General features: G+C 38.5%; 15 protein-coding genes. 13 read left to right on the forward strand and 2 right to left on the reverse strand.

What is annotated here, in order from left to right; translation table 11 throughout:
- The first annotated feature begins 1 nt into the window (after position 1).
- From DYD17_RS02975 to DYD17_RS03020, 11 genes are all read left to right on the forward strand, one after another.
- On the forward strand, positions 2 to 325 hold the full coding sequence (locus DYD17_RS02975) for a hypothetical protein (protein WP_115252467.1): 324 nt from the start codon (positions 2 to 4) through the stop codon (positions 323 to 325).
- A complete protein-coding gene (locus tag DYD17_RS02980; protein WP_115252466.1) occupies positions 325 to 657 on the forward strand; it encodes a phage holin in 333 nt (110 codons plus the stop codon). Before DYD17_RS02975 ends, DYD17_RS02980 begins: the two co-directional genes overlap by 1 nt.
- A gap of 1 nt (position 658) precedes the next feature.
- On the forward strand, positions 659 to 1,876 hold the full coding sequence (locus DYD17_RS02985; protein ID WP_115253245.1) for a peptidoglycan amidohydrolase family protein: 1,218 nt from the start codon (positions 659 to 661) through the stop codon (positions 1,874 to 1,876).
- Between the two features lie 83 nt (positions 1,877 to 1,959).
- Positions 1,960 to 2,562: a hypothetical protein gene (locus tag DYD17_RS02990; RefSeq protein WP_115252473.1), complete on the forward strand. Its 603-nt coding sequence runs from the start codon at positions 1,960 to 1,962 to the stop codon at positions 2,560 to 2,562.
- Positions 2,563 to 2,572: 10 nt separating this feature from the next.
- Positions 2,573 to 3,346, forward strand: a complete 774-nt coding sequence (locus DYD17_RS02995) for a hypothetical protein (protein WP_115252465.1) — start codon at positions 2,573 to 2,575, stop codon at positions 3,344 to 3,346.
- Positions 3,347 to 3,355: 9 nt separating this feature from the next.
- Positions 3,356 to 3,532, forward strand: a complete 177-nt coding sequence (locus tag DYD17_RS10890; protein ID WP_160147946.1) for a hypothetical protein — start codon at positions 3,356 to 3,358, stop codon at positions 3,530 to 3,532.
- A 4-nt stretch (positions 3,533 to 3,536) separates the two neighbouring features.
- A complete protein-coding gene (locus tag DYD17_RS03000) occupies positions 3,537 to 4,463 on the forward strand; it encodes a hypothetical protein (RefSeq protein WP_115252464.1) in 927 nt (308 codons plus the stop codon).
- Positions 4,464 to 4,597: 134 nt separating this feature from the next.
- Positions 4,598 to 5,314 (forward strand): streptococcal pyrogenic exotoxin SpeM, encoded by a 717-nt coding sequence (gene spem / locus DYD17_RS03005; RefSeq protein ID WP_115252463.1) that lies wholly within the window; start codon positions 4,598 to 4,600, stop codon positions 5,312 to 5,314.
- Positions 5,315 to 5,631: 317 nt separating this feature from the next.
- Entirely contained in the window at positions 5,632 to 6,381 is a 750-nt protein-coding gene (gene spel, locus DYD17_RS03010; RefSeq protein ID WP_115276481.1) for a streptococcal pyrogenic exotoxin SpeL, read from the forward strand.
- 116 nt (positions 6,382 to 6,497) lie between these two features.
- Entirely contained in the window at positions 6,498 to 6,680 is a 183-nt protein-coding gene (locus DYD17_RS03015; protein ID WP_115252461.1) for a competence regulator inhibitor paratox, read from the forward strand.
- Positions 6,681 to 6,825: 145 nt separating this feature from the next.
- Positions 6,826 to 9,174 (forward strand): DNA translocase FtsK, encoded by a 2,349-nt coding sequence (locus tag DYD17_RS03020; RefSeq protein WP_115276337.1) that lies wholly within the window; start codon positions 6,826 to 6,828, stop codon positions 9,172 to 9,174.
- A gap of 68 nt (positions 9,175 to 9,242) precedes the next feature.
- Here the strand turns inward: DYD17_RS03020 and DYD17_RS03025 are convergent, their stop codons facing one another.
- Positions 9,243 to 9,596 (reverse strand): DUF3397 family protein, encoded by a 354-nt coding sequence (locus DYD17_RS03025; protein WP_037584912.1) that lies wholly within the window; start codon positions 9,594 to 9,596, stop codon positions 9,243 to 9,245.
- A gap of 242 nt (positions 9,597 to 9,838) precedes the next feature.
- On the opposite strand from DYD17_RS03025, the gene rplK reads away from it, so the two are divergent.
- On the forward strand, positions 9,839 to 10,264 hold the full coding sequence (rplK, locus tag DYD17_RS03030; protein ID WP_003049875.1) for a 50S ribosomal protein L11: 426 nt from the start codon (positions 9,839 to 9,841) through the stop codon (positions 10,262 to 10,264).
- Between the two features lie 105 nt (positions 10,265 to 10,369).
- Entirely contained in the window at positions 10,370 to 11,059 is a 690-nt protein-coding gene (rplA, locus tag DYD17_RS03035) for a 50S ribosomal protein L1 (RefSeq protein ID WP_003049876.1), read from the forward strand.
- Between the two features lie 274 nt (positions 11,060 to 11,333).
- Here rplA and DYD17_RS03040 read toward each other — a convergent pair whose 3' ends face one another.
- Positions 11,334 to 11,954, reverse strand: a complete 621-nt coding sequence (locus DYD17_RS03040) for a collagen-like domain-containing protein (RefSeq protein WP_201621273.1) — start codon at positions 11,952 to 11,954, stop codon at positions 11,334 to 11,336.
- Positions 11,955 to 12,009 lie beyond the last annotated feature (55 nt).

Below are 12,009 nucleotides of genomic sequence, written 5' to 3' on the forward strand. Positions count from 1 at the left end.
TATGACGATAGATGTTACGCTGTTTGCGCAGTGGTGCGTAGCACTTACTGCTATAATAGTATTTTTAAAATGGGTGTCTGCACCTGTCAAACACGTTTTAGACAATAATAAAAAGGCTATGGAAGCCTTGGAAAGTGCTATCGTCAAAATATCTGACGACTTAAAAGACAACAATTTTAAATGGACAGAATCCAAAAACCATCGTGACCGATTGCAAAAAGTACAGGAACAGCACGAAATTAGGATTGGCACAGCAGAAGACAGGCTGATTGCCCACGAAGAGCAGTTAAAAACGCTATGGAAAGTTAAAGAGGAGAAAAAATAATGGAAGAATTACTACAAGTTATTACTGGCTCAGCCTTATCAATTTTAACTATTTTAGCAGGTATTGCGGTTAAAGTTATTAAAGACTATTTGCTTAAAAAAGGCGGTGAGAAAGCCGTTAAAATTGCTGAAATTGTGGCTCAGAATGCGGTTGAAGCCGTTGAACAAATTGCTTATGATAAAGACGTCAAAGGCATTGAAAAGCTCACAGAAGCAAAAGTTGCTGTTCGTGATGAATTGTCAAAACACAATGTCTATTTGTCAGACAAGCAAATGGAAGTCTTTATTGAAGCGGCCGTGAAACGCATGAATGACAGTTGGAAAGGTCAATGATATGACAGTAGATACCGAAAAAGCCATAGCTTGGATGGGCTTAAAAGAGGGTCGTGTCAGCTATTCTATGGATTATCGCAATGGCCCTGATAGCTATGACTGTTCAAGTGCTATTTGTAGTGCTTTAATCTATGCAGGAGCTAGTAATCCTGGTTGGCTACTCAATACTGAGTACATGCACGACTGGCTAGTCCAAAATGGCTACGAGCTGATCGCCGAAAATGAGGGCTGGGAGAGTCAACGGGCTGACATTGCTATTTGGGGCTTGCGTGGTCAGTCTGATGGTGCTGGTGGTCATGTCGTCATGTTTATTGACGCAGATAACATTATCCATTGCAATTACGCACGCAATAACATCACGATTGATAACTACAATCAGACGGCTGCTGCTAGCGGTTGGATGTACTCTTATGCTTATCGCTACAATGGAGAGCAATCTCAACCAATTACAAATAAAAGTATTGACGAGTTGGCTCAGGAGGTGCTCGCTGGCAAACATGGTAGTGGCGAGCAGCGCAAGCTATCTCTTGGTAGTAATTATGACGCTGTGCAAGCAAAAGTCAACGAGATGCTCAAACAGCCACAAGTAGCGGAGCAAAGCCCAGCAGTAAAGCAAGATGGAGATCTATTGTTTAATGGTGCTGTGCTTAAAAAGACCGTCTTGGATAAAATCCTAGCTAAGTGCAAAGAGCATGACATCTTGCCAAGCTATGCTATTACAGTCCTACATTTTGAGGGTCTATGGGGTCGATCTGCCGTAGGTCGCTCAGACAACAACTGGGGCGGCATGACGTGGACAGGTAAAGGAGAGCGTCCAAGCGGCATCACAGTTACCAAAGGTACAGCAAGACCAGTCTCCGAGGGTGGTCATTATATGCACTATTCAAGTGTTGATGACTTTTTGACAGATTGGTTCTATCTGTTAAGAGCTGGTGGCTCTTACAAGGTTTCAGGAGCTAAGACTTTTAGTGAGGCTGTAAAGGGCATGTTTATCGTTGGTGGCGCTAAATATGACTATGCAGCTAGTGGTTATAATAATTATATTGTAGGCATGTCTAGCAGATTAAAAGCAATCGAGCAGGAAAATGGACCAATTAACAAGTATGACCAACAGGCCGACATCAGTGCCGAGCAGTCTGACAAGATTGATGTGGTTATTGATAGCCTAGAGATAACCATTAATGGTGTTACTTACACTGCAACTAAAAAACCAATTTAGCAGGTAAAGCTCTAAGATAAGACAAACGCCTTCAGCAATCGCTTGGGGTTGTTTTTTATTATATTTTATTAAAAGGGGGTTATATGGGATATAACTCAACCAACCTAAAACAGGTTGACGGTGGCGATGTTATCAAACAAGGTGATACATCGTCACTTTTTAGTTTTAATTTGTTGGACGAAAACAACAACATTATTGATTTAAATGGCAAACAAGCGACGATTTACTTTACACGTAATCGCAAAACCTATCTAACCAAAACAACTGACGTCATTGATAACAAAGTTGATTTTACGATTGATAAAATTTTGGAGATTGGGACGTACTACATTGAGGTACATTGCGCTGGTTATGTATTTCCGTCTGACGACAGCGTAACGCTTGAAGTTAGACGGTCTGGGCAAAAATATGTCGTTAGCACTGATTTAATCACAGACACAACTATCCAAAAATTATCATCAGATATTGAGTATTTAAAGTCAAAAATGAATCAAAATCAGTATTTATTTGAGCAAGTGTCCCCGCAAACAGAATGGACTATTACACATAATTTGATTAAGTATCCGTCTGTGACGATTGTTGATAGTGCAGCTAATGAGGTTTTTGGAAGTGTCGAATACATTAGCACATCAAAAATCATCGTTAGGTTCTCAGCGCCATTTGCTGGCAAAGCCATTTTAAATTAAAGGAGATCACATGAGTACATTTTTAACAAATATTAACCTTAATAAAAACGAGTTGCAAAATGCAGTCGTGCAAAATTTAGGGTCAGAACCGCAAGAGCCAAAATCTGGTCAATTTTATTACGACAGTGTCGCTAATAAGCTTAAAATCTATAACGGGTCGTCTTGGATTGTTTTAGATCAACAAACAGCTGATAATATTGTTAATCTCATTAATGCTGGTGGCTCTAAAATTGACAAATCAAAAGTAGATGGACTTGAAGAGGCAATCAATCAAGCATCAATGACAGGGCAAGCTATTGCTGCGGCTTTAAATGGCGATACAGGTGGCATTACTGTTAACCAAGACAAAATTACAGGGCTTACAGACAAATTGGCTGAAATTGCGACTAATAAAGCCTCAGCGACACAAGAATCGCAAGACGCTCTTAGGCAAGCCAAAGAATTTGTAACTCAACAAATTGCAGCGCTTGTCGATAGCGCATCTGAAGAGTATAACACTTTTAAAGAGTTAGAGACCTTTATTAAACAAAATGCGGGAGGTCTTGCAGCAATCTCAAATGTAGCCAAAAAAATTAGTAAAACGTTTGGCGATGCACAAGCCAAAGAATTTACAATCACACATAGCCTCAACACTCGTGACGTCAACGTTACTATCCGTGAAACTAATTCTCCTTATGCAATTGTGTATGCGGATATTAAAGTTACAGACGAAAACAACATCTTAATCGCAACAGGTGCAGAAGTGCCTACGCTAAATCAGTATACTGTGACAATTACTGGGTAGGAGGTCGCTATGAAATATATTGGCAACTCACAACTCGCAAAAGACCTTGTAACAAAAGATTATGTCGACGATAAAACTGCTGACTTTATTACCAAGGGCGATTTTACAGGTATTGCGGTAGCCAAAATCATTACAGATGCTAGTCAAGCGACTGACAGTAATGTGCTCTATTTGGTCAAGGAGTGATTAAATGGTGCAAAAATCTTTATATACGTCGTCTTATACGTCGGTTAGCGTCAAAGAGGTTACAAAAACCCTATCTTTTGGCTCAAATACAACCCTTGCAAAAATGCAAGAAGGAGAGCTTTACATAAAGCAATATAGCGATACTGCTTATGACAGCAATGACTTACTAGATTTTTATTATACCGACGGTGATAATATCTGGTATTTTAAATCGCGAAAATCTCAGGCTTGGGATGATTATGGCTTATTGACAGGGAAAAGCTCATCATCTTCGGACACCTCATTAGGCCTAAAACTTTCCAAAAACGGCGAAAAGGCAGAGGGTCGGTTACAGAGCAGATGGACAGTCTGGCACATTAATAGCGACGGCTCGACGGATGACAGTAGAATTTCAGCGTCGGAAATGATAACTTTTGAGCCTTATGTCAAAAATACTGATATTAGCGACTACCAAAATGGCAATGTTGTCAGTATTTTTTATAAGGATATGGATGGCGCTGTTTGGACGTTTAATGCGAATAAAAAATACGTCATAAAAAAAATGAGTTACTTTGTACCAGAGCAGGAAAAAGATAACGTTGTTGATTTTAGAGGTGTGGCGGCTGTTATATACAATAGTCAACACATCAAGCAGATTATTTATAATCACGAAGTTGTCTGGTCAAAACTAATTAAACCAATTACTGTTAACGAGCTATCTATTCAGGTACAAAACAACAGTGCATCCATAATCATTTACGAGCGTAATTATAGCCTTGGCTTTTTCAAAGAAAATTACGGGGATATATCAAGTTTTGTGATAGATGGTAATAACTACAAAGTAACAGAGCAGCTTCAAATGTCTGACAGAGGAACATTTTTAATTATCTATGGCCCAGTTGACGGACAGTCTTTTGACAGAGCAAGCAAAACTGTCACTTTTAACTTTTAACAATAAAAAACCAACCGCTCTCTTGATTGAGGGCGGTTTTTTTGTGTTTTTTTAAAATTATAGTTGAATTATTATTTAAATATAGTATACTTGCTAAGTAAATTGATTAAATTTAAAAAATATTAGGAGAAAAAATGAAAAAAAATACCTTGGCTTTGCTATTCCTTGTGTGTGTATCGCTTACCCTATGCACTACTGAGAGTGTCTTTTCAGATGCTGTGTTGGTTAATAGCGAATTAAAAAATATCTATATGAAAGATGTAATTAATAAAACCAATATGAAGATAACAAAGAAAATTGGCACCCAGCTAATATTTAATACGAATGAAAAAACTAGAGTCTGGGATGATGATAATTATAATAAAGTTATATCTAGCAATGTTTCTCCAGCGCAAGAAAGACGTTTTAAGGAAGAAGAAGAAGTTGATATTTATGCTCTAATAAAATCCTACAGTGTGATATGTAAGGAACAATATAATTATGTTGATGGAGGTTTGATAAAAACAAGTGACAGAGAAAAACTTGATTCAACAATATATATGAATATTTTTGGGGAACAGATACCGCTAAAAGAGCAATCAAAATATAAAATCACATTTCAGAATAAGTTTGTAACTTTTCAAGAAATTGATGTTAGACTTAGGAAAAGTTTGATGAGCGATAATAGAATAAAGTTATATGAACATAACTCAATTTGTAAAAAAGGGTATTGGGGAATTCATTACAAAGATAATACAACAAAGTTTACCGATTTATTCACCCATCCTAACTATACAGATAACGAAACAATTGATATGAGTAAAGTTAGTCACTTTGATGTTTACTTAAACGAAGAATTTTCTAAAAATTAACGGTCGAATGCTATTTTAATTTAATTTTTAGTCTATTTAAACAGATTTTGATGAATTAGGCGGTTTTAGTAGACTTCGAGGCATCACTATCGGTCAAAAGTCAGTCAACCGAGGAATATGATAAAACCGCTCAGACTGATTTCTGTGCGTTATAGAATCAGTTTATTATCTTTTAAGAAGTCTGCTCAAGTACTTCTGATTTAAGCACTTTGAGGTTCAAGTTCAAAAAACATAGTTTCATGGCTATATTGATTTATTAAGGAGAATAATAAGATAAATGAGAATTTTTTTTACGTCAGAATTGTCGTTTGGTTAATATGTCAACTACTTTTTTTATAGTAGTATTGTCATTGGTGGTATTTTCTGTTAGGATGGTTTCTGCGGAGGGGACTATTAATATTAAGGATATATACTCTCCAAGGTGGGATGTAGATAAAACATTATCCCCTACTACCTTAAGAGAAATTTATAATAGAGATACTATAAAAAAAGAGAATAAACCCGTTACTGGAAAAAGAGGGACGCAAGTTATTATAGATGCTCAGCATAAAACTAAAGTATGGGAATTTGATGATTATAATTTTATAATATCAAGTAACCTATACCCATCTGTAGAAGGTAAATTTAATGTTGGAGATAATGTCGATATTTTTGGTCTTGCATTATCGGCTGAAGTATTTTCAAAAGATCAAATACATTCAATCAATGGTGGTCTCGTTAAAGTTAATGAGAGAAAAGGAGCTGGAAAAACGATTTACATGAACGTTTTTATTGATGGGCATAAGAAAGATGAGACCTCGAAATATAAAATAACTTTTGAAAAATCTCCCGTTACCTTCCAGGAGGTTGATGTTAGATTGAGAAAATCATTTATGCAGAACGATGAAATAAAACTTTATCAGTATGGTTCCAAAGTTCTATCTGGAAACTGGGAATTTCACGGCTCAGGCGAGAACGAGGAAGGTGCTGACTTATTTAAATACCCAGATTATAGATATAATAATTTGATAGATATAGACAAAAAGAGTCATATTGATGTCTATCTATTCACAAACAAAGAAAATTAGTTAGTATCAAGAAACCAAGGAATACCCTCTTAATTGAGGGCGTTTTTTTGTTCGGTACATATAAATGTGTCCAATATACCAGATTTTTACGAATAATAAGATAAGGAGGATAAAAAATGCTAACATACGATGAATTTAAGCAGGCAATTGATGACGGATATATCACAGGAGGCACAGTTATGATCGTGCGCAAAAACGGACAGATTTTTGATTATGTGTTGCCGAATGAGGAGATAAGAGATTGGGAGGTTGTGACAGAGGAGAGGGTGAAAGAGGTGATGTGGGAATTAGACAAATAAAAAAAGACCTCGTCCAGAAGTCGGGGAATAGTCGGGGAGCGGTGTGTAGATATACTGATTTAAAGGTATTATGATATAATGATATTATGGCTAAAAGAACACAAAGGAAAAAAGCGCACCTAAAAAGCGCTTAACGAAGGCAGAAATTGAAAGGCAACGTGCTATTAAAAGGATGGTTTCATCTATTTTAATTGCTCTCTTGCTTGTTTTTGCGATGATTCGACTAGGCGTTTTTGGGATTACCGCTTATAATGTCATTCGTTTTATGGTAGGTAGCCTAGCTTATCCGTTTATGCTAGCAATTTTGGTTTACCTCTTTTTCTTTAAGTGGTTACGCCAGAAAGATGGTGTTATTGCTGGATTTATCATTGTTTTTATCGGGTTGTTAATTGAATGGCATGCCTACCTGTTTGCCATGCCCAAAATGCTTAACCAGGATGTTTTTAGAGGGACAGCTAGTCTTATCACTAGAGATTTAATGGCTTTTCGTGTGACGGAATTCGTAGGTGGGGGGATGTTTGGTGCTCTTCTCTACAAACCAGTGGCTTTTCTTTTTTCAAACATTGGTTCTTACTTTATTGGCTTCCTGTTTATTCTGCTAGGTCTATTTTTAATGACACCTTGGGACATCTATGATGTGAGTCATTTTGTGAAAGAGGCTGTTAACAAACTAGCAATGGCTTATCAGGAAAATAAAGAAAAGTGTTTTATCAAGCGAGAAGAGCGTCGGTTACTAGCTGAGCAAGAGGCTCTAGAGAAGCGAGCACAAGAGGAAGAAAAACGTCTGGCAGAATTGACGGTTGATCCTGAGACGGGAGAGATTGTTGAGAATAGTCAGTCTCAAGCCATCTATAACTTGGCTGATGATATGATAACAGAGCCAGAAATTCTTTCTTATGATAGTCACCTTAAAGACGATGAGACAAGCTTGTTTGATCAAGAAGACTTTGCTTACGCTGAAGAGGAAATTGAGGCTGAGGACAACCAGTTAACTGCTTTAGGATCTTTTGAAGATGAGATGGATATTGATGAACCTGTTGAAGTTGATTTCACACCGAAAACCAATCTTTTTTATAAACTCCCAACGATTGATTTATTTGCAGCGGATAAGCCAAAAAATCAGTCCAAAGAGAAAAACTTAGTCCGTAAAAACATCAAGGTGCTTGAAGATACCTTCCAAAGTTTTGGGATTGATGTCAAGGTAGAGCGAGCAGAAATCGGGCCTTCCGTCACCAAATATGAAATCAAACTAGCTGTCGGGGTCCGAGTTAATCGTATTTCAAATCTTGCTGATGATTTGGCGCTTGCTCTGGCTGCTAAAGATGTTCGTATTGAAGCCCCTATTCCTGGGAAGTCTCTCGTTGGGATTGAGGTGCCAAATTCCGAAATTGCCACCGTTTCTTTCCGTGAGCTCTGGGAACAGTCCAACACATCAGACGATAAACTTTTAGAAGTTCCTCTAGGAAAGGCTGTTAATGGCAGTGCTAGAAGTTTTGATTTGACACGCATGCCTCATCTACTTGTAGCTGGTTCTACGGGTTCGGGTAAATCGGTTGCTGTTAATGGCATTATTTCAAGTATTCTGATGAAGGCTAGACCAGACCAAGTGAAATTTTTGATGGTCGACCCTAAGATGGTTGAGTTGTCTGTTTATAATGATATTCCCCATTTGCTGATTCCAGTAGTGACCAATCCTCGTAAAGCCAGCAAGGCGTTGCAAAAAGTCGTTGACGAAATGGAAAACCGCTATGAACTCTTTAGTAAGGTTGGGGTTCGAAATATTGCTGGTTACAATGCAAAAGTTGAGGATTACAATAGGCAATCTGAGCAAAAACAAATACCTTTACCATTGATTGTGGTTATTGTGGATGAGTTAGCTGATTTGATGATGGTGGCTAGTAAAGAAGTAGAAGACGCTATTATCCGTCTGGGACAAAAGGCGCGTGCGGCAGGTATTCATATGATTCTTGCAACCCAAAGACCATCTGTGGATGTTATTTCTGGACTGATTAAGGCCAATGTGCCATCCCGTATTGCATTTGCCGTATCTTCAGGAACAGATAGTCGAACGATTCTGGATGAAAATGGCGCTGAAAAGCTCTTAGGACGTGGAGACATGCTCTTTAAGCCGATTGATGAAAATCACCCTGTTCGTCTGCAAGGCTCTTTCATCTCAGATGATGATGTGGAACGAATTGTAAACTTTATCAAAGACCAAGCTGAAGCTGATTATGACGATAGTTTTGATCCTGGTGAAGTTAGCGACAATGATCCTGGTTTTTCTGGAAATGGCGGAGCTGCTGAAGGCGATCCTCTTTTTGAAGAAGCAAAAGTTTTAGTGTTAGAGACACAAAAGGCCAGTGCCTCAATGATTCAAAGGCGTTTATCGGTCGGATTCAATCGTGCCACGCGCTTGATGGATGAATTGGAAGAAGCAGGTGTTATCGGCCCAGCAGAAGGAACTAAACCTCGTAAAGTATTGCAAACAAACTAAAAGAACCTGACGTCTCATCATGAGATGTCAGGTTCTTTTTTGTGATGTCAGGTCAACTGATGAGATGCCTAGGCTAGTGTAAAAATAAAGATAACTAAAACAAGGTAGAAAATAAAGGTGACTAAAAAGCCAACTCGCCAAAATAACTTCAAGAAGCGATGGTAAGAGAACAACTGAGTTCGAACGATCAGCAGTAGTGAAATGATGATGGCTAGCAGGGACATGATAATAAGATAATAAGGCAGTAAATTATGGGTAAAAAATTTTCCTGAGACAAGTACAATTTCTATTGCAAAGAGAAAAAGTGCGACATCTGGAAATTTAAGTCCCTTTTTATTAAGTTTCAAAAGAGAGGTCACAATTATAGCAAAAAGAGGCGTCAATATCAGGAAAGCTAAGGCAGTTAATTTATAGATCATCATAGGTCTATTTTATACTCAAATAGATCTCTTGTAAACTAATACTTGCCTGTTGGGATAGAAAATCATCTCTGATAGGAGAAGAGCCTGCTCCAATTTAAAAATGAAAAGAGACGTCAGGTATTTTGAAGAAAAGACTTGATTTATTTTGACAATAAGCTATAATGGTAAGGTATGCGATTTGCATATCTGTGGGAGGTAAAAATCTTAATTACCGCCAAAACCACAACAGGAGGATTTTTAAAATGGCTAAAAAAGTCGAAAAACTTGTAAAACTTCAAATCCCTGCTGGTAAAGCTACACCAGCTCCACCAGTTGGACCAGCTCTGGGTCAAGCAGGTATCAACATCATGGGCTTCACTAAAGAATTTAATGCTCGTACAGCTGATCAAGCAGGTATGATCATCCCAGTTGTTATCTCAGTTTACGAAGACAAATCATTTGATTTCATCACTAAAACACCACCAGCTGCTGTTCTTCTGAAAAAAGCTGCAGGTGTTGAAAAAGGATCAGGTACACCTAACAAAACTAAAGTTGCGACAGTTACTCGTGCACAAGTACAAGAAATTGCTGAAACTAAGATGCCAGATTTAAACGCTGCAAACATTGAAGCTGCAATGCGTATGATCGAAGGTACTGCTCGTTCTATGGGATTCACTGTTACTGACTAATCAGTAAAGAACCCCAATTACCCGCACGACTTCATCATAAGAGATGAGTGACGTGGGAGATTTTAAATCAAATCGATATGACCACATTACAAGGAGAATTTTAAAATGGCTAAAAAAAGCAAACAAATGCGTGCTGCACTTGAAAAAGTAGATAGCACCAAAGCGTACAGTGTAGAAGAAGCTGTAGCATTAGTAAAAGAAACTAACTTCGCAAAATTTGATGCGTCTGTAGAAGTTGCTTACAACTTGAACATCGACGTTCGTAAAGCAGACCAACAAATCCGTGGCGCAATGGTATTGCCAAACGGAACTGGTAAAACACAACGCGTTCTTGTTTTTGCACGTGGTGCAAAAGCTGAAGAAGCAAAAGCAGCTGGTGCAGACTTCGTTGGTGAAGACGACCTTGTTGCAAAAATCAATGGTGGATGGCTTGACTTTGACGTTGTTATCGCAACGCCAGATATGATGGCTATCGTAGGTCGCCTTGGACGTGTCCTTGGACCTCGTAACTTGATGCCAAACCCTAAAACTGGTACAGTAACAATGGATGTTGCTAAAGCAGTTGAAGAGTCTAAAGGTGGTAAAATCACTTACCGTGCTGATAAAGCAGGTAACGTACAAGCTCTTATTGGTAAAGTATCATTTGATGCAGACAAATTGGTTGAAAACTTCAAAGCGTTCCACGATGTTATGGCTAAAGCTAAACCAGCAACAGCTAAGGGAACTTATATGACAAACGTCTCAATCACATCAACACAAGGTGTTGGTATCAAGGTTGATCCTAACTCGCTTTAAGAGATGATGAAAACTAGGACTTGTCCTAGTTTTTTTGATGAGTACAGCTACGGTATGCTGTAAATAGAGCCTATTTCGTTGTGTCTTAGTAAGAGGGAAGCAAACAGATAAGTAGAACCTTAGTCAATTATATTCAGGTGACGGATAAGAGAGTGAGAGGATAACTAATCTAGCATCCTATCAGAGTTTCTGTAGTTGAGGACAGTGACGTAATAATATTAAAAAACTGACCTTAAGCTCTTAAGGTCAGTAAATCGTGTTCGGAAGTAGACTTCTAAGGAAGGCTAGGGTCTTCGTTTTGGGCATCTTTTCCAGGCACAGCCCAAAGGCTAGGGTCTTCGTTTTGGGCATCTTTACCTGGTATAGCCCAAAGGCTAGGGTCTTCGTTTTGGGCATCTTTACCTGGTACAGCCCAAAGGCTAGGGTCTTCATTTTGGGCATCTTTTCCAGGCACAGCCCAAAGGCTAGGGTCTTCGTTTTGGGCATCTTTACCTGGTATAGCCCAAAGGCTAGGGTCTTCATTTTGGGCATCTTTACCTGGTATAGCCCAAAGGCTAGGGTCTTCGTTTTGGGCATCTTTTCCAGGCACAGCCCAAAGGCTAGGGTCTTCATTTTGGGCATCTTTTCCAGGCACAGCCCAAAGGCTAGGGTCTTCATTTTGGGCATCTTTTCCAGGCACAGCCCAAAGGCTAGGGTCTTCGTTTTGGGCATCTTTTCCAGGCACAGCCCAAAGGTTTGGGTCTTCGTTTTGAGTATCTTTTCCAGATGTTACTTCTTTAGGCTGAGATATTGGTGAGTGCCAGCTATCTGCTTTGACGTTAGTTGATAAGTAGTTTCCGATAGCTAATGTAGAAGCGCTTAAACAACCAAGGATAAAAAGACGATTAAGTTTCATAATGATACCTCCTAATAGGTTAAAAGTTAGACAAAGATTCTGATATTTTAAGTAT

Origin of the sequence: Streptococcus dysgalactiae subsp. dysgalactiae (assembly GCF_900459225.1) — a bacterium.
Classification (GTDB): Bacteria; Bacillota; Bacilli; order Lactobacillales; family Streptococcaceae; genus Streptococcus; species Streptococcus dysgalactiae.